This window comes from Deinococcus sp. AB2017081, from assembly GCF_034440735.1.
Lineage (GTDB): Bacteria > Deinococcota > Deinococci > Deinococcales > Deinococcaceae > Deinococcus > Deinococcus rufus.
On the sequence record NZ_CP140098.1, the window covers coordinates 686,005 to 704,425 of the forward strand.

The 18,421-nt window shown below is 68.1% G+C and carries 22 protein-coding genes; 12 read left to right on the forward strand and 10 right to left on the reverse strand.

All coding sequences use genetic code 11. The features are described from left to right. Positions 1–100: 100 nt before the first annotated feature. Together U2P90_RS03320 and U2P90_RS03325 are read left to right on the forward strand one after the other, a co-directional pair. Positions 101–1,666 carry an AMP-binding protein gene (locus tag U2P90_RS03320; RefSeq protein WP_322473788.1) on the forward strand — a complete coding sequence of 522 codons (1,566 nt, stop codon included), beginning with the start codon at positions 101–103 and terminating at the stop codon, positions 1,664–1,666. A gap of 280 nt (positions 1,667–1,946) precedes the next feature. Continuing rightward, on the forward strand, positions 1,947–2,516 hold the full coding sequence (locus U2P90_RS03325) for a nucleoside deaminase (RefSeq protein WP_322473789.1): 570 nt from the start codon (positions 1,947–1,949) through the stop codon (positions 2,514–2,516). Here U2P90_RS03325 and U2P90_RS03330 read toward each other — a convergent pair. The 5 genes from U2P90_RS03330 to U2P90_RS03350 all read right to left on the reverse strand — a co-directional run bounded on the left by U2P90_RS03330 (position 2,505) and on the right by U2P90_RS03350 (position 5,940). Next, positions 2,505–3,041, reverse strand: coding sequence for an AAA family ATPase (locus U2P90_RS03330; RefSeq protein WP_322473790.1), 537 nt, complete (start codon positions 3,039–3,041; stop codon positions 2,505–2,507). The two genes, U2P90_RS03325 and U2P90_RS03330, sit on opposite strands and share 12 nt — an antisense overlap. Positions 3,042–3,185: 144 nt before the next feature. Further along, positions 3,186–3,899 carry a family 16 glycosylhydrolase gene (locus tag U2P90_RS03335; protein ID WP_322473791.1) on the reverse strand — a complete coding sequence of 238 codons (714 nt, stop codon included), beginning with the start codon at positions 3,897–3,899 and terminating at the stop codon, positions 3,186–3,188. Beyond that, the gene (locus tag U2P90_RS03340) at positions 3,896–4,405 is read right to left on the reverse strand and encodes an AAA family ATPase (protein ID WP_322473792.1); all 510 of its coding nucleotides are present in this window, start codon (positions 4,403–4,405) and stop codon (positions 3,896–3,898) included. The genes U2P90_RS03335 and U2P90_RS03340 overlap by 4 nt, the downstream gene beginning before the upstream one ends. Positions 4,406–4,427: 22 nt before the next feature. Then, positions 4,428–5,036, reverse strand: a complete 609-nt coding sequence (locus U2P90_RS03345) for a Type 1 glutamine amidotransferase-like domain-containing protein (protein WP_322473793.1) — start codon at positions 5,034–5,036, stop codon at positions 4,428–4,430. A 40-nt stretch (positions 5,037–5,076) separates the two neighbouring features. After that, positions 5,077–5,940, reverse strand: coding sequence for a helix-turn-helix domain-containing protein (locus U2P90_RS03350; protein WP_322473794.1), 864 nt, complete (start codon positions 5,938–5,940; stop codon positions 5,077–5,079). A gap of 102 nt (positions 5,941–6,042) precedes the next feature. Between U2P90_RS03350 and U2P90_RS03355 the strand changes: the two genes are divergently transcribed. Beyond that, complete coding sequence (locus tag U2P90_RS03355; protein WP_322473795.1) at positions 6,043–6,456, forward strand: VOC family protein; 414 nt, start codon at positions 6,043–6,045, stop codon at positions 6,454–6,456. 31 nt (positions 6,457–6,487) lie between these two features. Here U2P90_RS03355 and U2P90_RS03360 read toward each other — a convergent pair whose 3' ends face one another. Then, complete coding sequence (locus U2P90_RS03360; RefSeq protein ID WP_322473796.1) at positions 6,488–7,504, reverse strand: LLM class flavin-dependent oxidoreductase; 1,017 nt, start codon at positions 7,502–7,504, stop codon at positions 6,488–6,490. A gap of 318 nt (positions 7,505–7,822) precedes the next feature. On the opposite strand from U2P90_RS03360, the gene U2P90_RS03365 reads away from it, so the two are divergent. Genes U2P90_RS03365 through U2P90_RS03375 form a run of 3 tightly spaced genes read left to right on the forward strand, consistent with a single transcriptional unit; the run spans position 7,823 to position 9,458 of the window. Further along, positions 7,823–8,629: an aminoglycoside N(3)-acetyltransferase gene (locus U2P90_RS03365; protein ID WP_322473797.1), complete on the forward strand. Its 807-nt coding sequence runs from the start codon at positions 7,823–7,825 to the stop codon at positions 8,627–8,629. A gap of 35 nt (positions 8,630–8,664) precedes the next feature. Beyond that, complete coding sequence (locus tag U2P90_RS03370) at positions 8,665–9,045, forward strand: helix-turn-helix domain-containing protein (protein WP_322473798.1); 381 nt, start codon at positions 8,665–8,667, stop codon at positions 9,043–9,045. A 5-nt stretch (positions 9,046–9,050) separates the two neighbouring features. After that, the gene (locus tag U2P90_RS03375) at positions 9,051–9,458 is read left to right on the forward strand and encodes a PIN domain-containing protein (RefSeq protein ID WP_322473799.1); all 408 of its coding nucleotides are present in this window, start codon (positions 9,051–9,053) and stop codon (positions 9,456–9,458) included. A 15-nt stretch (positions 9,459–9,473) separates the two neighbouring features. Here U2P90_RS03375 and U2P90_RS03380 read toward each other — a convergent pair whose 3' ends face one another. The 3 genes from U2P90_RS03380 to groES form a co-directional block, all read right to left on the reverse strand. Next, on the reverse strand, positions 9,474–9,716 hold the full coding sequence (locus U2P90_RS03380; RefSeq protein ID WP_322473800.1) for a hypothetical protein: 243 nt from the start codon (positions 9,714–9,716) through the stop codon (positions 9,474–9,476). Between the two features lie 162 nt (positions 9,717–9,878). Continuing rightward, positions 9,879–11,528, reverse strand: a complete 1,650-nt coding sequence (gene groL / locus U2P90_RS03385; RefSeq protein ID WP_322473801.1) for a chaperonin GroEL — start codon at positions 11,526–11,528, stop codon at positions 9,879–9,881. 145 nt (positions 11,529–11,673) lie between these two features. Next, positions 11,674–11,961: a co-chaperone GroES gene (gene groES / locus U2P90_RS03390; protein WP_295815970.1), complete on the reverse strand. Its 288-nt coding sequence runs from the start codon at positions 11,959–11,961 to the stop codon at positions 11,674–11,676. 258 nt (positions 11,962–12,219) lie between these two features. Between groES and U2P90_RS03395 the strand changes: the two genes are divergently transcribed. From U2P90_RS03395 to U2P90_RS03420, 6 genes are all read left to right on the forward strand, one after another. Continuing rightward, positions 12,220–12,828 (forward strand): GGDEF domain-containing protein, encoded by a 609-nt coding sequence (locus U2P90_RS03395; protein WP_295815973.1) that lies wholly within the window; start codon positions 12,220–12,222, stop codon positions 12,826–12,828. Beyond that, positions 12,825–13,160, forward strand: coding sequence for a hypothetical protein (locus U2P90_RS03400; protein WP_322473802.1), 336 nt, complete (start codon positions 12,825–12,827; stop codon positions 13,158–13,160). Before U2P90_RS03395 ends, U2P90_RS03400 begins: the two co-directional genes overlap by 4 nt. A gap of 78 nt (positions 13,161–13,238) precedes the next feature. After that, positions 13,239–13,676 carry a DinB family protein gene (locus U2P90_RS03405; protein WP_322473803.1) on the forward strand — a complete coding sequence of 146 codons (438 nt, stop codon included), beginning with the start codon at positions 13,239–13,241 and terminating at the stop codon, positions 13,674–13,676. 41 nt (positions 13,677–13,717) lie between these two features. Further along, the gene (locus tag U2P90_RS03410) at positions 13,718–14,308 is read left to right on the forward strand and encodes a nucleoside deaminase (RefSeq protein ID WP_322473804.1); all 591 of its coding nucleotides are present in this window, start codon (positions 13,718–13,720) and stop codon (positions 14,306–14,308) included. Continuing rightward, the gene (locus U2P90_RS03415; RefSeq protein ID WP_322473805.1) at positions 14,305–15,246 is read left to right on the forward strand and encodes an NUDIX domain-containing protein; all 942 of its coding nucleotides are present in this window, start codon (positions 14,305–14,307) and stop codon (positions 15,244–15,246) included. Before U2P90_RS03410 ends, U2P90_RS03415 begins: the two co-directional genes overlap by 4 nt. Then, the gene (locus tag U2P90_RS03420) at positions 15,243–15,848 is read left to right on the forward strand and encodes a histidine phosphatase family protein (RefSeq protein WP_322473806.1); all 606 of its coding nucleotides are present in this window, start codon (positions 15,243–15,245) and stop codon (positions 15,846–15,848) included. The genes U2P90_RS03415 and U2P90_RS03420 overlap by 4 nt, the downstream gene beginning before the upstream one ends. Positions 15,849–15,904: 56 nt before the next feature. Here U2P90_RS03420 and U2P90_RS03425 read toward each other — a convergent pair whose 3' ends face one another. Further along, entirely contained in the window at positions 15,905–18,388 is a 2,484-nt protein-coding gene (locus U2P90_RS03425) for a discoidin domain-containing protein (RefSeq protein WP_322473807.1), read from the reverse strand. Positions 18,389–18,421: the final 33 nt, after the last annotated feature.

The window sequence follows — 18,421 nt, forward strand, 5'->3', positions numbered from 1 at the left end:
CGGGACACGGGCTGTCGTGTCCTCAACCACCTCCCAACCGGGCCGGGCGTAGAGTCAGGGCACCGACGCTCCGCCCACCTGTCCCCGGAGGTTCCCTGCCATGAACATTCCCCTGACGCCCCTTGACCTCGTGCGCCGTGGCCTGAGCGTGTACCCCGAGCAGGTGGCCGTGATCCAGCCGGGCGGCCCACGCTTCACGTACCGCGAGTGGGGCGAGCGGATCTTCCGGCTGGCCCGCGCCGTGCAGGCGGCCGGGCACGCTGGGGCACACGTGGCGGTGCTCTCGCCGAACACGCACCAGGGTCTGCTGACGTACAGCGCCGTGCCGTGGGCGGGGAGCGTGCTCGTGCCGCTGAATACCCGCCTGACCCCCGAGGAATATGCCTTCCAGCTGCGGCACGCCGAGGTAAGGCTGATCCTCGTGGACGAGACGCTGCACGGCCGGGTGGAGCAGGTCGCGGCAGAGCAGGGCATCGACGTGTGGGTCATGGGCCAGGGCGAGACGGGGGCGGCCTTCGAGGCCCGCCTGGCCGCGCAGGACACCACACCGCTGCCCATCCCGGTGACGGACGAGGACGCCACTATCACCATCAATTTCACGTCCGGCACGACCTCCAGCCCCAAGGGCGTGATGCTCACGCACCGCAACACCCTGCTGAACGCCGTCGAGACGCTGTTCTACTTCAGGGCCGATCAGGACAGCGTGTACCTGCACACCCTGCCGGACTTCCACGCGAACGGCTGGGGCGGGGTGTGGATTTTCTTCGGGGTGGGAGCCACGCACGTCACCCTGCCCGCCGTGCGGGCCGACGCCGCCTACGCCGCCATCGAGGCCCACGGGGTCACACACCTGTGCGCCGCGCCCACCGTGCTGTCCATGCTGACCGATCCGGCCTGTGCCCGCATGCTGACCCGCCCCGTGCGCGTGGCCACGGCGGGCAGCCCCCCGCACGCCCGCACGATCGCGGACATGAATGCCCTGGGCTTTCACGTCACGCAGGTGTACGGCCTGACCGAGACGAGCCCGCTGGTCACGGTTGCGGAACTGTCGGCCGAACAGGAGGCGCGGTCCACGGCCGAACGCGCCGCCCTGATCGCGAAACAGGGCTTTGAAATGCTCCTGGCCGGCGAGGTGGACGTCATGGACGAGCACCTGCTCCCCACCCCGCACGATGGCGTGACGCTGGGCGAGATCATGGTGCGCGGCAATCTGGTCATGAAGGGCTACTACCGCAACGAGGGGGCGACCGCGAAGGCCCTGGAGGGCGGGTGGTTCCACACGGGCGACGTGGCCGTGACGCACCCCGACGGCCGCGTGGAGATCCGTGACCGCAACAAGGACGTGATCATCTCTGGCGGCGAGAACATCAGCAGCGTCGAGGTCGAGGGCATCCTGTACGGCCACCCGGCCGTGCGCGAGGCCGTGGTCGTCGCCATGCCCGACGAGCAGTGGGGCGAGGTGCCCTGCGCCTTCATCGCCCTGCACGCCGGACAGCAGGCGGGCCCCGACGACCTGAGCGCCCATGTCCGCGCCCATCTGGCGGGGTTCAAGGTGCCCAAACACTACGAGTTCCGCAGTGATCTGCCCAAGACCGCCAGCGGCAAGTTCCAGAAGTACATCCTGCGCGGCGAGCTGTGGGCCGGTCGGGAGCGGGCGGTGAACTGAAGACGGCCGGGTCAGAGATTTGACAGATTATCCGTGTCATGCTACAGTGATCGTTCTGGCCTGAGAGGGCCGTGCAGTGCAGTCCACGATGTACATGATGCACTTGAGGGAGGCGCCCACCTCTGGGATCGTTAAAAACGGGCGCGCGAACCGCGAGGCCGGGTCAGACCCGCCGAGCCGATCCACACAGGGAGCCTCCGGGCTCCCTCTTTTTTGCTCAAGCATCGGCAAAGGGCGAAGGCCCACCGACGGCGCGGCGGCGCGTCTCTACAGTGCCCCCATGTCGACCCGCCCGGAACCACACACGCCGCCCCTGGATCACGCCCGCTACCTGCGTGAAGCGCTGGCCCTGGCCCGCGAGGGGCAGGCCGCCGGAAGTGCCCCGGTGGGCGCGGTGCTGGTGGATGCCAGCGGCGAGGTCGTCGGACGGGGCCGCAACCGGCACAAGGAACCGCAGACGGCCGACCACATCGGGGACGCGGGTCTGGCGCACGCAGAGATGGATCTGTACTTCCAGCTGGGCAACCCCGAGCAGCCCGAGACCCTGACCCTGTACACCAGTCTGGAGCCCTGCCTGATGTGCGGCGGGGCCAGCGCCCTGATGGGCATCGGGCGGATCGTGTGGGCCACTGCCGACCCGTGGGGCGGCTCGGGCCGTGTGATCGAGTGGTCGAAGCACCCCGCCATGCAGGACACCGAGGTCATCCCCTGCCCCGACGCCGCCCTGGAGCATGAGGGCGCCGTCCTGTTCGCCCCGGAGGCGAAACGCGCCTTCCCGGACGAGGGCTGGGCGCTGTGGCAGGAGAAGTATCCGCGGGAGACCGCCGGAGTGGAAGCTCTAGCCCAGTGACCTGACCCACGCCAGCACGTCCCGCAGCGCGTCCGGGCCAGTCGTGTCAACCCACAGCAGCGGCGCGTCCAGGGCCAGCGGCGTCCAGCAGCAGTGACCGGGCAGCGGGCCGTAGTCCATCGGCCGGTCGATGACGGGCCGCGCTCCCGACGCCACCCGCGCGTCGTGCCGGGCCTGAAGGATATCTACCGGCGCGTCGCAGTAGACCTGCGCTAGCCGTGCCCCGTGCGAGGCTGCCAGTCCTGTCAGCTTTGGTTCGCTCAGGCCCCGGTAGAAGTGCGTCTCCAGCACGGTGTTCACACCCGCCGCCAGCGTCACGCCCGCCACGTGGTACATCAACGTGAAGCTCAGGGGGCCGCTCTGGGCCGGCTTCAGATCCGACAGCCCCTCGTGCAGGAGCGCCTTGTACTCGTCCTTGGTCACGAAGGGCCAGCGCAGCGCAGTCGCCAGCCGGGCACCCAGCGTGGACTTGCCAGAGGCCGGCATCCCGGTCACGACGAGCAGGAGTGGGCCGGGGCTGGACATGTTCCAGAGCGTACCCGTGCTGGACGCTGGACGCCCCGTCATACGGCCTCCGTCCATTGCCGGGAGTCTGTCGTTTCTCCTTCGCTGCTCCGCGAGCCCGGCTCTGTTTCCCCCGCTTTCAGCGGGAGGGGGTCGGAGTCCTCCTCACCTCAGCGGTTCGTAGCTCACCCAGTCCACCAGCATCGTCCGCTCGCCCGGCGTCCACGCCCCCCCGAAATCGCTGTCCGAGGGCCACACGTTGAACATCACGTGCGCGGCCTGCGTGGGCACCACGTCGGTGACCTCGTGAACCACCCGGCCGTCCACGGAGAAGCGCACCCGCTGGGGTGTCCACTCCCACGCATAGGTGTGGAAACCGGTGCTCAGGTTGCGGCCCGTGTCCGTGAGGCGCTGCCGCACGATGGGCACCGTGCGGTACACACTCGTCCACAGGGCCTGAGGCGCGTCGCCGGGCAGTTCCACGTCCAGTTCGGTGGCCGAGCCGTCCACGTAGGTGAAGAAGGCGCTGATCGAGCCGCTGCGGGCCGGGCCGGCGGCCCGCAGCCGCGCCGTGTACGTGCCGTAGCCGGAGACCTGCCGCGTGGCGAGTTCGGCGGCCCGTGCCCCGCCCCGCGCGTCCACTGTCAGGCGCAGGCGCAGCAGGCCGCCCTGCACCTGCACGTGCTCCGGTGCCCACGTGCCGCTCAGGGGGCCGCGCACCCAGAACGGCGTGCCGCCGGCCGACACCACCCAGCGGTCGCGGTTCAGGGTCAGGAAGTCGTCGCGCCATGCGCCGCCCGGCGTGGTCTGCGGGGCCGCGCCCGTCCCCAGGAGCACCGTGGCCACGCCCAGCAGCAGGGCGGTCAGCCGCACCCTCATGCCGTCAGGGCGTCCAGCAGCGCGGTGAAGGCCTGTGCCTCCGACTTTCCGGCCGTGTCCACCACCACGTGGGGCGTGCTCCACGGCTCGAACTCCTGGGCGGACGCCTGCACGGACTCCCAGGTGGGCGGAATCCACTCGCCCACCCGGTTCGCCGGGTCGTTTCGCCGCCCCTCCACCCGCTGCCGGTGCTGCGTCGCGTCCGAACAGATGACCTCGATGTTGACGAGCCGCACGTCCGCCTCCTGCGCTACCCCGGCCCACGCCTGACGCGTGACGGCCAGCGGGTTCACCACGTCCACCACGACGGCGTGACCCAGCCGCAGGTTGTCCAGCGCCAGCGCGTACGACACGGCGTAGCCCTCGACCGTTGCCGTCAGGCCACAGCGCAGCAGCGCCGCCTCAATGGTGTCCACGCGCAGATATGCGGCCCCCAGGTGCCGGGCGAGCTGCCGCGCCAGGGTGGACTTGCCGCTGCCGGGCACGCCGGAGGTGACATAGAGCATGTGGTGAGCTTACCCTCTGTCATCACGTCAGCAGGTCGTCGCGTTCTCCGTCCCGCACCAGCACGTCGCCGTCGCGCAGCCGCCAGTGCGGGAGGCCCTGGGCGGCCAGCTGATCGGCCAGCCGCGTGCAGTCGGCCGTCTCGGGATGGCCCGGCGAATCGACATGCGGCATGAACAGCCGGTCGAGGATGCCCAGGCCGGTCGTGACCGGATCGGGCATGTCGCCAATCGGATCGACCGCCGCCAGCGGCAGCAGATCCGGCGACAGGATGCACGGCCCGGCGCTGAAGCCCGCGTACACCACGGCGTCCCGGTGCAGCAGCTCCAGAATGGCCGCGTCCGCCCCGGTCTCGGCCAGCACGCGGCGCAGGGTGAACACGTTGCCGCCCCGCACGAACAGCAGGTCGAAGTCCTGGAGCCGCTCCACCGCGTCCGGTGCCCGCAGGTCGAGCAGGGTCACGTCCAGCCCGAGCTGTTCCAGGTCGCCGACGTCCCGATCCAGCGAGTCCTGCCGGAAGGGCAGGCCCTCCACGGCGTTGCGGATCAGCGCGGTTCTGCGGCCACCCCGCAGCATGCCCAGCAGCCGGTGCGTGTGGTTGCCCATCCGGAACGACGACAGATACAGGCGCATGGGCGGAGTGTAGAGGAGGGAACGCTCCCGGCCCCGGCGGTCAGACGGCCGCCGCGTCCGCCACCAGCCGCTGCCGGGCCCGGTCGATCCGGCGGGCGTCCTCGCTGCCGGGCGGGCTCGTGAGCGCCACGATCCTGAAGTCGCTGTCGCCGGTCGAGAGCACGTCGCAGTCGACGTGGATGTCACCGACGACGGGATGCTCGACCGTCTTGCGATCCTCGGTGTGCTGACTGACCTCTGCGCCCCGCCACAGGGCCGCGAAGGTCGCGTTCCCGGCGATCAGCCGCTGGAGCAGCTCGACCAGCCGGGTGTCGGTGGGGTACCGGACGCTGGCGCGGCGCAGGTCCGCGACGATGGCCCGGTTGGAGGCCTCCAGGCTGCTCGACTGCACCGGCCAGGCCTCCACCTGCCCCGCCTGCCCCGGCACCGGAAAGCGGGCCCGCACGAGACTGCGCTGTTCCGGCGCAACTGCTGCCGGGTCGCCCAGCAGGGCCGCCCACGTGGGACTCCACCACGCCAGCCGCCAGTCGGCGGTGAACACGGCCACCGCCACGTCGCCCAGGCGCGTGACCAGCCGCTGGACGCCCGGCGGCACGGTGTCCTCGATGACGGCCGGTGCGGGCGGCTGCAGTCCGGCCAGCCGGTACAGGTGGTCGCGCTCGGTGGTCTCCAGCTGGAGGGCCCGCGCCAGCGCCGCCACCGCCCCGGCCGAAGGCGTGGCCGCCCGGCCCTGCTCCAGCCGCACGAGGTAATCGACGGAAATACCCGCCAGTTCCGCCAGTTCTTCCCGCCGCAGCCCGGCGGTGCGCCGCCGCCGCGTGACCGGCAGCCCCGCCCCGGCCGGGTCGAGCCGGTCGCGCCACGCCCGCAGCGTGGCCCCCAGACCGAGTTCGGAGGATGTCACGGCCGCATGGTAGCGGGTGGCGCGGAGGCCAAGGGTGGTCTTTTCCGTCCCCCCGTCGGCGCGTCCCTGGTTGGCCGCCCGTCCGGGCAGGACACTGCGGCCATGACCGGACTTCAATTCTCCATGCACCACTTCGGCCTCTCGGTGGCCGACCTCGACGCGACCATCGCGTGGTACACCGACACCCTCGACTTCGAACTGGAGTCTGCCTACGACATTCCAGCGCTGTCAGCACGGGCGGCCTTTCTGCGCCACGGGAGCGTCTGGGTGGAACTGTTCGAGGTCAGCGGAGCCGTACCCGCCCCGGAGAACGCCCAGGATCTGCGGGTGCACGGGCTCCGGCACGTGGCGCTGGCGGTCGACGACATCGGTGCGACCCGCGACCTGTTGCGGACACGGGGCGTGGAGTTCGTCTCGGAACCCGCGACCGTGCCGGGCTCCGGCGGCGACCGATATGCCTTTTTTCGCGACAACAACGGCATCCTGATCGAGCTGTACGAGATGCACCGGGCCTGAGCTTGGAAGGCTGTCCGCCCCATCCCTCGGCTCAGCGCCAGCCCAGGCCGGGAGCCACGTGCGTCAGGATGCTCTCGATCAGGTGGGCGTTGTAGTCCACGCCCAGCTGGTTCGGGATGGTCAGCAGCAGCGTGTCGGCCTCGGCAATCGCCTCGTCCTGCCGCAGCTCCTCGATCAGGCGATCCGGCTCGGCGGCGTAGCTGCGGCCGAACACTGCACGGTACTGGTCGATCAGCCCGAACTGATCCTGCCCCTGCTGCCGCCCGAAGTACAGGCGATCCTGGTCGTTCACCAGCGCGAAGATGCTGCGGCTGACCGACACGCGCGGCTCGCGGGGGTGCCCCGCCTCCTGCCACGCCGCCCGGTACGCGCGGATCTGCTCAGCCTGCTGGATGTGGAAGGGCTGCCCGCTCTCGTCCTGCTTCAGGGTGGAACTCTGGAGGTTCATGCCGTGCCGCGCCGCCCACTCGGCCGTCGCGTTCGACGCCGCCCCCCACCAGATGCGCTCGCGCAGGCCCGCCGAGTACGGCTCCAGCCGCAGCAGTCCCGGCGGGTTCGGAAACATCGGGCGCGGACTGGGCTGGGCAAAACCCTGGCCCTCCAGCACGTTCAGGAACACCTCGGCGTGCCGCCGGGCCATGTCCTCCTCGGATTTGCCGGGCGCGGGGGCGTAGCCGAAGTGCCGCCACCCGTCGATCACCTGCTCCGGCGACCCGCGACTGATGCCCAGTTGCAGCCGCCCCCCCGAGATCAGGTCGGCCGAACCCGCGTCCTCGGCCATGTACAGCGGGTTTTCGTAGCGCATGTCGATCACGCCGGTGCCCAGCTCGATGCGCCTCGTCTTCGCGCCCATCGCGGCCAGCAGTGGGAACGGCGACCCCAGCTGCTGCGCGAAGTGATGCACCCGCACATACGCGCCGTCCGCGCCCAGTTCCTCGGCGGCGATCGCGAGGTCAATGGTCTGGTGCAGCACCTCCGCCGCCGACCGCGTGCCGGATTGCGGCGACGGGTTCCAGTGCCCGAACGAGAGAAAGCCGATCTTCTTCATACCTCCAGAGTAGCGTTTTAGCTTGAAAAAGTAAACTGGTTTGATATATAAATCTGTCAGTAGCAATGGTTCGGACAGTTTCATGACGCCGCTCCAGAGGGAAACAGTATTCGCCGGCTGGGACGCGATGCCTGTTCACCCCCTCCCAGCCTACCCCCTCAAGGGGGAGGGGCAAAAACACCGTGTCCATCGTGTTCTTGAGGACTTCTCGTCAAAAGTGTCCGAACCATTGAGTAGCCGGACAGGCGGTGTATCGCTCACCTACGCCCAATGGCGCATGACAGCGGCCGGGCCTGCGCGCTCGAATGGGCTTTATCCATGACCGAAGCCGACGCCATCGCGCGGGCCGATGCTCCCCGCACCCGTCAGACCCTTGCCGCCGACCTGCGTGCCGTGGGGGTGCAGCCGGGCGACGTGCTGATCGTGCATGTCAGCCTCAGCCGCCTGGGCTGGGTCGCGGGTGGCCCGGTGGCGGTCATCCAGGCCTTGCAGGACGCCGTGACGCCGCTGGGCACGCTGGTCATGCCCACCTTCACCCTCCAGCTGACCGACCCGGCCGGGTGGCGACGCTTCGCCGTGCCGGAAGAGTGGTGGGAGACCATCCGCGCCGAGATGTCCGCCTTCGACCCGGCGCTGACGCCCAGTCGCGGGATGGGACAGGTCGCGGAGCTGTTCCGGACATTCCCGGACGTGCGGCGCAGCGACCACCCGCACAGCTCGTTTGCGGCGTGGGGGCAGCACGCCCAGGCGATCACCGCAGACCACCCGCTGGCCTACTCGCTGGGCGACGGTTCGCCGCTGGCCCGCGTGTACGACCTGAACGGCAAGGTGCTCCTGCTGGGCACCGAGGTCAACACGAGCCTGCACCTCGCGGAAGTCCGCGCCGGGCAGCAGCCCACGGTGCCGTTCAGCGGCCCCATCCAGCGGGGTGGGCAGCGCCAGTGGGTGACCTTCGACGAGACCGACTACAACGAGGAGGCCTTTCCACCCGTGAAGGCCGCGTTTGAGGTAACCGGCGCGGTTACGGTCGGCACGGTCGGTTCCGCCACCGCAAAACTCATGTCCCAGCGCGAGGTGGTGGATTTCGGGGTGCAGTGGTGGCGGAAAGGTGCTGGAGGAGCGTGAAGTCGCTGATGTGGCTAATGTGCTAAAATTGTGTCATGACGGCCCTGCCTTCAGTCCTGGTTTTCACCCCTGCGGAGGTCGCGGGCGTGCTGCGCGTCACGCCGGAGACCATCCGCCGGAAGATCGTGTCCGGAGAACTAGGCGCTGTCGAGGTCGGTGGCAGGGAGCGCAAGCAGTACCGCATCACGGCCACCGACCTGAGCGCGTGGCTCGGGCCAGAGCGTGCTGGGCAACTGTTCGGCATCGGGGCCAGCCTGCGTGCGGTCGAGGAGGCTTTTGCCGCCCACCCCTATGAAGAGGTTGAGGCGGCGATAGCGGAAGCGGTGCAGGTTGTGAAAGCGCGGCGCGAGACCGCGACGGGCGAGACGCAGGCCACCCCCACGGCCGAGGAGATCAGGGCGCGGTTTGGCCGTTGAGACGCTTGATTCTCGATACCCACTGCTTCCTGAGCGCGGTCGCCGCCCACGCGCATGGGCGCGATACCGCCCTGGCCCGCACGTGGCAGGATTTCCGCACCCGTGAACTCGGATTGGTCTTCGGTGAGATCCTGCTGCTGGAGATTCAGCGCGTCCTCGACTACCCCAGCGTGGCCCGCCTGGGCATCAGCGCTGGCACGGCATTTACGGCCGCCACGGAACTGCTGTTGTTGGGCGAGTACGCCGCGCCTGTCCCGGCGATCTCCTGGCCGACGTTGAGCGACCGGAACGACTGGCACCTCTTCGATCTGCTGTACCACACGGGAGCAGACGCGCTGGTGACGCGAGACGTGCAGGTCTTGAAAGCGGGGCGAACGTTGGGGATGCCGGTGTTCTCGCCGGATGAGCTGTAGAGGAGGGTCGGAGTGCTATTCATAGACGGTCGCTGCTCCCAGAATCTGTGCAAACGTCGCCCATGAGGGGTGATCCGGAATGGCCTCGCCTCGATTGGCATACCAGCCCCCAATATCGTCAATCCAGGCGCTCATGGCCTGCAGAAAGTCAGGCAAGGTGATGTTCTCCCAGGTACCAGCATCCGCCTGATAATCACGGAGCAGGTGCCGGACGAACTCTGCCAGGTCGTGATGCGTCTGGACGGCCTCTTCTTCCATGCTCCATGGTGCAACGAAAGAGGCCAGAGCATGACGCCCCGGCCTCTCCATATCCACGACAAAGCCGCCCACCGTGTTGGATGGGCGGCTTGCGTTTAGTGGCCTCAGACTTGGGGGCGGCCCCTCGTCTTTCTTGCCACGTCAACGTAGGCTTTCTTGCTCTTAGAAGTCCATCCCGCCCATGTCGCCGCCGCCCATGCCCTGGCCGCCCTGGCCACCGGCCTGGGGCTTCTCGGGCTTGTCGGACACGATGGCTTCGGTGGTCAGGATCAGCGCGCCAATGCTCGCGGCGTTCTGGAGCGCCGTGCGCGTGACCTTGGCCGGATCGACGATGCCGGCGGCGATCATGTCGTCGACGTACTCGCTGGTCGCGGCGTTGAAGCCGTAGCGGGGCTTGTCGCTGTTGATGACGGCGTTCACGATGACGCTGCCTTCTTCGCCAGCGTTCACGGCGATCTGGCGGGCGGGCTCTTCCAGGGCGCGGATCAGGATGCGCGCGCCGGTCGCTTCGTCGCCGCTGAGGCTCTCGGCGGCCTTGCGGACGGCCGGGATGATGCGCAGCAGCGTGGTGCCGCCGCCCGACACGATGCCTTCTTCAACGGCGCTGCGCGCGGTCGAGAGGGCGTCCTCGTAGCGGTGCTTCTTTTCCTTCAGTTCGGTCTCGGTCGCGGCACCCACGCGGATGACGGCGACGCCGCCGGCCAGCTTGGCGAGGCGCTCCTGGAGCTTTTCCTTGGCGTAGTCGCTGTCGGTGGTGTCCAGTTCGCCCTTGATCGCGTTGACGCGGGCGTCGATCTCGCTCTGCTCACCCTTACCGTCCACGATGGTGGTCTCGTCCTTGGTGATGCGGATGCGCGCGGCGCGGCCCAGCATGTCCAGGGTGGTGTTCTCGAGCTTGTGGCCCATGTCCTCGGACACGACCTGACCACCGGTGACGGCGGCGATGTCGCGCAGCATTTCCTTGCGGCGGTCGCCGAAGCCCGGGGCCTTCACGGCGGCGATGTTCAGCGTGCCGCGCAGCTTGTTGACCACCAGGGTCGCCAGCGCCTCGCCTTCCACGTCTTCCGCGATGATCAGCAGGGGGCGGCCGGTCTGCGCGGCCTTTTCCAGCACGGGCAGCAGGTCTTTGAGGTTGCTGATCTTCTTCTCGTTGATCAGGATGTAGGCGTCTTCCAGCACCGCTTCCATCTTCTCGGGGTTGGTCACGAAGTAGGGGTTGATGAAGCCCTTGTCGAACTGCATGCCTTCCACGACGTCCACTTCGGTGTCGAAGCCCTTGCTCTCTTCGATCGTGATGACGCCTTCCTTGCCGACCTTGTCCATCGCGTTGGCGATCTCGATGCCGACCTGCTCGTCATTGGCACTGATCCCGGCGACCTTCTTGATGGCCTCGGAGTCCTCGACGGGCACGGCGAGCTTCTTGATCTCCTCGATGGCGGCCAGCACGGCCTTGTCGATGCCACGCTTCAGGGCCAGCGGGTTCGCGCCGGCGGCCACGTTGCGCAGACCTTCCTTCACGATGGCCTGGCCCAGCACGGTGGCGGTGGTGGTGCCGTCGCCCGTGATGTCGTTGGTCTTGCTGGCGACTTCCTTCAGCAGCTGCGCGCCGATGTTCTCGAGCTTGTCTTCCAGCTCGACTTCCTTGGCGACGGTCACGCCGTCCTTGGTGATCGTGGGGCTGCCGAACTTCTTCTCGATGACCACGTTGCGGCCACGGGGGCCGAGGGTCACTTTGACAGCGTTGGCGACGGCGTTCACGCCACGTTCGAGGCTGCGGCGGGCCTGTTCGTCGAATACAAGTTGCTTGGCCATGGTGTTTGCTCCTTCGGAGGGACGGTGGGCGCTGAGCTCTGGGCTCAGAGGGATCACGGCCCTGGGGTGAGGGTGGTGCTGACTGCAGGCGGGTCAGGGGAGAGCGTCTCTGCGCTGTGGCTCACAGCCCAGAGCTCACCGCCCCTTACTCGACGATCGCCAGGATGTCGCGTTCGGCCAGGATGCTGTAGTTCTTGCCTTCCAGCGTCACTTCGGTGCCGCCGTACTTGGCGAAGTACACGGTGTCGCCCTCTTTGACTTCCAGGGGGGACTTGGTGCCGTTGTCCAGGGTCTTGCCGCTGCCGACGGCGATGACCTTGCCGCGCTGGCTCTTTTCCTTGGCGGAATCCGGGACGTACAGGCCGCCGGCGGTCTTCTGCTCGGCTTCTTCGATAATTTCCACGAGAACTCGGTCGCCCAAAGGTTTCAGCATGTGGGTTCCTCCTAGAGTGATTTGGGATGTGGGGCCAGAAAGCTCGCCGGACAGCCCGGCGGGTTTTTGCCGTTCCGCACGCAAGACTAGAGCTTCGATAAGAAAATTGTCAACCTTTAGAATCTGAGAATCTGAGTGTGATGCGCTCAAGGTGCACTGGCACGGAGAAAGCGCATATGCGCTTGCATTCTCCTACCCTGGACATATATATGTATTGGGAACATACATCCTTGCCGTCCCCTGCCCGGAGGTACCCGTATGGCCGCCCGCCCCGCCATTCTCAGCCGCAACGCCTTCGAGGACGCCTTCGAGTCCCTGAAGGGTGCTCCCCTCACCCTGGCTGTCCTTGACCTCGACCACTTCAAGACCCTGAACGACACGCTGGGCCACGGCGAGGGCGACCGCGTGCTGCGCGGTGTCGAGCGGCTGCTGTCGGGCAGCCTGCCGTCGGGCAGCGTGATCGGCCGGATCGGCGGCGACGAGTACGCCAGCATCCTGCCCGAGACCGCCGCCGAGACCTCGCTGATCCTGTTCGACGAGGTCATCAAGCACTTCCACATCCACCGCGACCCGCAGTGGCCGCGCAGCCTGGGCCTGAGCGTGGGTCTGGCCGCCCGCCCCGCGCACGCCACGCTGTACGCCGACCTGTACCGCGCCGCCGAGGAAGCCCTGCTGCGCGCCAAACGCGAGGGCCGGGCGCGGGCGTGCATCTATGTGGAGAGCAAGATGGTGCTCAAGAGCAACTACTACTCCAAGAGCCAGCTCGACCGTCTGGCCAAGCTGTCCGGAGCCCTGGGCCGCACCGAGGCGAGCCTGCTGCGCGAGGCCGTGGACGACCTGATCGAGAAGAACCGGGGCGAGCTGTGACCTTCAGGTGGTCGAAGGGCAAGATCGAGGTCGTACAGGGAGTCGAAATCATCATGCCGTTCGATGCCATCAATACGCCAGCTACCTGTCGTCGGGCCGTCGAGGCCATGCAGGCCCTGGGAAGTGACTGGGCTGTGCTGGAGAAGGCGGAGGCGGTGGAAGACGTGTTCGAGATTCGTCTTGGTGTTTCCCCCGCGCGGCAGCATCAGCCGGAGCAGATCATTCCCAACATTCTCGGACGGTCGACAACCCTCCCGGTTTCCCCGTCAACGTACCTGCTGACGTCTCCCGACAACTTGCAGGACATTCCCGTGTTTGAGGACGACAGTTGACTATCGGCTGGCGGCCAACGTCCAAGACGTGATCGCGTGGCTCGGTATTGGCTCCTTAACCAGATGGAGGAAGGACTGATGAACAGGTGGGAACATCTCTTCCATGGCGAATTCGCCGACCGGCGCAAGCTCCTGAGTGGCCTCACGCTGGAGCAGGTCACCGCGAGAGCGTCCGCGCAGTCGCATTCCATCTACGACGAGCTGTGGCACGCGGCGCTGTGGCAGACCATCATGGTCGACCGCGACGAGGCACTGTACGAGCGGACGTGGCAGGCCGGTTTGCGCTACCCGGAGCATCCGCCGACCGATCTGGCCGAATGGAACGCGCTGGTCGAGGACTTCCTGGCCGGGCTGGAGCGGGCGCTCGCGTGGACGACCTCGCCGGAGAAGCTGCACGCGGAGGTCAATCCCGGCGAGACGATGGCCGATATTCTGTACGGCCTGGCGGTGCATAACGCCTACCACCTGGGCAAGATCGTGGCGCTGCGACAGGCCATGAATGCGTGGCCGGCGTGAGCAGCCGTGTTCCTCTGTCGGCAGGCTGGAACGCTGCCCTGTTGGAAGCCTGGGACGCCTACCTGCACGGCTCCTATCCCATCGGCGCGTGCGTGGTCGATGCCGGGGGACAGGTGATTGCGCGGGGCCGCAACCGGCTGGGCGACCCGCGCAGCGCGGAGGGTGGGGTCATCAGTGGGCACGACCTCGCGCACGCCGAGATCAATGCGTTGCTGAACCTGAAGGACACGCCGCGCCCGGCCTGTTACGGCTGGACGGTGCTGACCACAGTGCAGCCCTGTCCGCAGTGTGCTGGGGCGATTGCCATGAGTGGTGTGCGGGCGGTGGAGTACGCGGCCTCCGACCCCTGGGCCGGCTGCACGCACCTCCTGACCGACGACCCGTATGTGTCGAGAAAGGGAATCCGCGTGGGCCGCGCCCCGGAGGAGGTGCAGCGGGCGGCGCTGCGGCTGATGATTCATGCCCTGATGGACGAGGGACGTGCGCTGGGAACGAACAGTGTCCTCGATAGCTTTCACTCCGAACATCCGCAGGACGTGGAGTTCGCCGCCCATGTTCACCATTCCGGCACCCTGACCACCCTGCGCGACCACCGCGCCCCGCTGGCCGGGGCCCTGGCGGTGCTGGCGTGAGCGGCCCGAAGTTCCTGAACCTGTCGCCAGGGCTGGATCGCGTGGGCCGCGCGTGTGCTTGGATCGAACACGAGGGCCTGGTGCTCATGACCGGCCTGGAGTGGGGTGGCTGGACGCTGCCCGGCGGCGGCATCCATCCCGGCGAGACGCCCGAGCAGGCGGCCGTGCGCGAGGCGTGGGAGGAGGCTGGAGCCCACTGCGAGGTCGCGGGAGAGGCCGTGATCCTGCACGGTGACTCGGCGTGTGTACCGCTGCGGCTGCTCTCGCAGGAGCCCAGCCCGGAGGGGCGGCCGGCGGCGTGGGTCAACCCGCGTGCGCTGCCGTGGGCCGACGACATCCAGATCCGGCAGGTGCTGGCCGCGCGGGGCAGGATACCGGCGCATCTGGACGTGCCGTCCCTGGTCTGGCTGGCCCAGAGCGATGCGGCTCGGCTGGGGTTCGACCGCTCGTGCTCGCTGGAGACGGGCCGACTGCTGCGCACCCTGGCAGCGATGCGCCCCGGTGGGCGGCTGCTGGAACTGGGCAGCGGGGCCGGGGTGGGCGCGGCGTGGCTGCTTTCGGGCATGGACGCCGCGGCCCGGCTGCTGACCGTCGAGGCCGATCCCCTGTGGGCAGAGACGGTCTGGGCACTGCTGGCGACCGACCCGCGTGCCGAGGTGCTGCACGGCGACTGGACGGGCAGCCTGGATCGTGCGCCCTTCGACCTGATCTTCGCGGACTGCGCTGCGGCGAAGGTCGACGTCGAGCGGCTGGCCGACGCACTGCGCGTGGGCGGCACGCTGGTCATGGACAATTTCAGCCCGCCCGCGTTTATCCCCGAGGCGCTGTACGCGGGCGATCCACTGCGCGACCTCCTGTTCACCCACCCGCGCCTGACGTGCGTGGAGGTCGAGGTCAGCCGCCGCGAACGGGTGATCGTCGCCACGAGAACCACGTGACCACCCTGCACCTGACCATCCTGCGTCACGGCCGCAGCCGCGCTGACGACGAGAACGTCCATGAAGGGCGCTACGACTCGCCACTGAGTGCCGAGGGAGAGGCGCAGGCGGCGGCCCTCGCCGCGTACTGGACGGCGAATCCGCCGGGCTTTGACCGCGCCTACTGCTCGACGTTGCAGCGCGCCCAAGAGACGGCTCGGATCGTCACGGACGCGCTGGCGGTGCCCATGACGCCCTCGGATCTCCTCCGGGAGTGGGACAACGGGCCACTTGCTGGCATGAAACGGAACGAGGCGCTGGAGAAATGCCCCATGCCCGCCTTCCGGCACGATCTCGACGCCTTCACGCCACATGGGGGCGAGAGTCAGGCGGCCATCCGGGCGCGGGCGCTGCACGCGCTGGAGCTGATCTGGCAGGGTGGGGGAGAGCGGGTGCTGGTCGTGACGCACGGCGGCTTCGGGAACTCTCTGCTGCGCGAACTGCTGGGTATGCAGCACGGCTGGTTTCCATTCGGGGACACCGCCTTCGCCACCGTGCGACTGAGTCGCCTCTCACACACGGCCTACGTGACGGGTGTGAACCTCGCGCCGCACCTGGCCTAGACCCGCCACGGCCCACCGCTCCGGTGTGGAGGGTGGGCCGCGTGCTTGTCAGCCGGTCAGGGGTAGCTGACGACGTTGCTGGGCGAGGTGTTCGTGCCAGGCTGCGGCGCGACCGGGCCGGTGGTGTTGATGACGTGGTCGATGGTGCCCGTGTTGCCGAGCGACACGGTGAGCAGGTCGTGGAATTTCACGCCGGCGACGTTCGGCACCTCGAAGCCCCGGTCGACGTGCACGCTGGGATTCACGTTGAAGAACGAGTACACGCCCATGCCCCAGCCCTCGTGGGTGGTGACGCTGTCGGCGACCTTGTAAGCGGCGTAGCCGTTGGCGCCGCTGCGCCACGTGGCGTTGTCCGGCACGTCGTAGGGTTTCTCGTTCTGGAAGAAGATGGTCTTGCCGCCCTGACCGTTCCAGATGACCTCGTACTTCTGGTAGTGCTCGACGAACAGCCCGGTCGCCAGGACGTTGTGGCCGTTCACGATCAGGCCGGTGTCGGCAGTGTTGATCGTCCAGCCGGTGGGGCTGGTGCCGTGGTCGGCACGCCACGCCCAGATGTGGTCGATCAGGGTGTGGTCGCTGTTCACGATCAGGCTGGTGGTGGCCTTCCCGGCGACCGCGCCGCCGATGCGGAAGAACACGTCCTGCACGCTGGTGGGGTTCGCGGCGTGGCTGACGTGCGAGCCGGCGGTGCCGATGGTCAGCAGCGCGGCGCTGTTGGTGGTGCCGGCGTCGAACAGCAGGCCCGAGATCTTCACGCCGTCCACGTCGGCGGTCTGGATGGCGTTCACGCCGCCCTCGGGGATCAGGGTGGGGAAGCCCAGGCCGTAGAGGACGGTGTTCGCGCGGGTGACGTTCAGCGTCTGATTGATGCGGTACACGCCGGGCGTGAAGAACAGGTTCAGGCCCTGCGCGAGCGCCTGATTCAGCGTGGCAGCGCTGTCCGTGGGTTTCGCGACGTAGAACTGGTTGAGGGGAATGCTGCTGCCGGGCGTGTTCGGCCAGGTGGCCCCGCTGGCGTTCGTGCGCAGGTTCGGGACGAAGACGCGGTACTTGCCGGCGCTGTCGATGTACAGGTACGGTTTCTCGCGCGACACGGGCGTGGTGGCCAGCGTGGTGTGCGGGGGGTTCGGGAAGGCCTGGGCGGGGGCGCCGCTCACGCCGGAGAACACCATGTTCCAGACGCCGCCGTTCCAGCTGCCGATCGAGCTGTCACGGGTGTACCACTGCTGCTGCGAACCGGAGCTGACGGCGCCGTCCACGCGGGCGTCCGCGAGGTAGCCGCCCGACGCATACCCGGTCGGGTTGCCCTGGTTGCTGGGAGCCAGGGTCAGAGCTCCCCTGATATGCACCCGGCGCATCGGGGCGGCCTGCGACACGGCCCAGCGGTTGGTTCCGCCTTCCGGCACCACCGCGAGGTTCTCGGCGCTGCGCCAGAAGTTCTGCGTGGCGTTCGTCTCGTCTCCGGCGTTCCAGCCGCTGTCCACATTGACCGCGCCGTTGATGGTCACGTCGTCCGGGTTGAGGCCCAGCCCCGCGATGTGCGTGTAGAAGCCGATGTTCGCCCACACGCGGCCGTAATTGCCAGGCTTGAACAGGAAGGTGTAGCGCTGGCTGCCGAACTGCGCACTGGCATTGAGTTTCCCTGCGTTGAAGGCGGCGTCGATGTCGGCCTGGATCGTCGCGGCCGGCACGCTGGGGTCATAGATCTTCACGTTCGGCCCGAAATTCGGCGTGTCCGAGGTGGGGAGACTCACGACCTGGCTGACCCTGAAGGACGAGGCGAGATTATCGAAATCAGGCAGTGAGGCGGCGTTGGCCGTGAGGGTTTTGCTGGTGCCGCCATAGGTGATGTCATTAAACAGCTGCACCTGATAGCCGGGCTGCACCCTGACCGAGCTGATGCGGTCATTCCACGTGCTGCCGACCCAGCTGCTGTCGGTACTCGCGCAGAACGACTCGCCCAGGTAGTTGGGGTCGGCGTAGAAGCAGACCGGCCCGGTGGGCGTGGTGGTGGCCGGCCCGTTGACCTGCAGCTCGTACAGCGAGTAGCCGTAGGTGGTGTTGCGCGCCGTGCCGTACATCCGGACGTAGCGGCCGCTGCCGGTCACGGGGATGGTCTGGGTGCCGCCCGCGCCAGTAGTGGTGCTATAGACGTCAGTCCAAGTGCTGGCGTCGTTGGACACCTGAAGCTTGAACGCCCTGGCCGAGGCGGCCTCCCACTGGAGGGTGACCTGGCAGAGGGTCTGCACGCTGCCCAGATCCACGTAGACCCACTGCGGATCACTGAAGGCACTGCTCCAGCGGGTGGTCGTGTTGCCGTCGAAGGCGGCGCCGGACAGGTTCGCGTTCGTCTCGTTGCTGGACGACATCGAGGCCCTGTTCAGCGCGAGGTTCGGGGTCGCGCAGGTCGCCAGGGCACCCAGGGTGGGGGAGGCAGCGGCCGTCGTGGGGGCCGCCTGTTCCGAGCACCCCCCGAGCAGCAGGCCCAGACTGGCAACGAGGGTGGCACGCGCGAGGGACGAAGACAGCGGTGTGTTCATGGGACTCCTTGCTGAGCCGCGCCGGGGGGGCGC

Coding starts and splice junctions, on each gene's coding strand:
- U2P90_RS03320 (WP_322473788.1), top strand. CDS start 101: ATGAACATTCCCCTGACGCCCCTTGACCTCGTGCGCCGTGGCCTGAGC.
- U2P90_RS03325 (WP_322473789.1), top strand. CDS start 1,947: ATGTCGACCCGCCCGGAACCACACACGCCGCCCCTGGATCACGCCCGC.
- U2P90_RS03330 (WP_322473790.1), bottom strand. CDS start 3,041: ATGTCCAGCCCCGGCCCACTCCTGCTCGTCGTGACCGGGATGCCGGCC.
- U2P90_RS03335 (WP_322473791.1), bottom strand. CDS start 3,899: ATGAGGGTGCGGCTGACCGCCCTGCTGCTGGGCGTGGCCACGGTGCTC.
- U2P90_RS03340 (WP_322473792.1), bottom strand. CDS start 4,405: ATGCTCTATGTCACCTCCGGCGTGCCCGGCAGCGGCAAGTCCACCCTG.
- U2P90_RS03345 (WP_322473793.1), bottom strand. CDS start 5,036: ATGCGCCTGTATCTGTCGTCGTTCCGGATGGGCAACCACACGCACCGG.
- U2P90_RS03355 (WP_322473795.1), top strand. CDS start 6,043: ATGACCGGACTTCAATTCTCCATGCACCACTTCGGCCTCTCGGTGGCC.
- U2P90_RS03360 (WP_322473796.1), bottom strand. CDS start 7,504: ATGAAGAAGATCGGCTTTCTCTCGTTCGGGCACTGGAACCCGTCGCCG.
- U2P90_RS03365 (WP_322473797.1), top strand. CDS start 7,823: ATGACCGAAGCCGACGCCATCGCGCGGGCCGATGCTCCCCGCACCCGT.
- U2P90_RS03370 (WP_322473798.1), top strand. CDS start 8,665: ATGACGGCCCTGCCTTCAGTCCTGGTTTTCACCCCTGCGGAGGTCGCG.
- U2P90_RS03380 (WP_322473800.1), bottom strand. CDS start 9,716: ATGGAAGAAGAGGCCGTCCAGACGCATCACGACCTGGCAGAGTTCGTC.
- groL (WP_322473801.1), bottom strand. CDS start 11,528: ATGGCCAAGCAACTTGTATTCGACGAACAGGCCCGCCGCAGCCTCGAA.
- groES (WP_295815970.1), bottom strand. CDS start 11,961: ATGCTGAAACCTTTGGGCGACCGAGTTCTCGTGGAAATTATCGAAGAA.
- U2P90_RS03395 (WP_295815973.1), top strand. CDS start 12,220: ATGGCCGCCCGCCCCGCCATTCTCAGCCGCAACGCCTTCGAGGACGCC.
- U2P90_RS03405 (WP_322473803.1), top strand. CDS start 13,239: ATGAACAGGTGGGAACATCTCTTCCATGGCGAATTCGCCGACCGGCGC.
- U2P90_RS03425 (WP_322473807.1), bottom strand. CDS start 18,388: ATGAACACACCGCTGTCTTCGTCCCTCGCGCGTGCCACCCTCGTTGCC.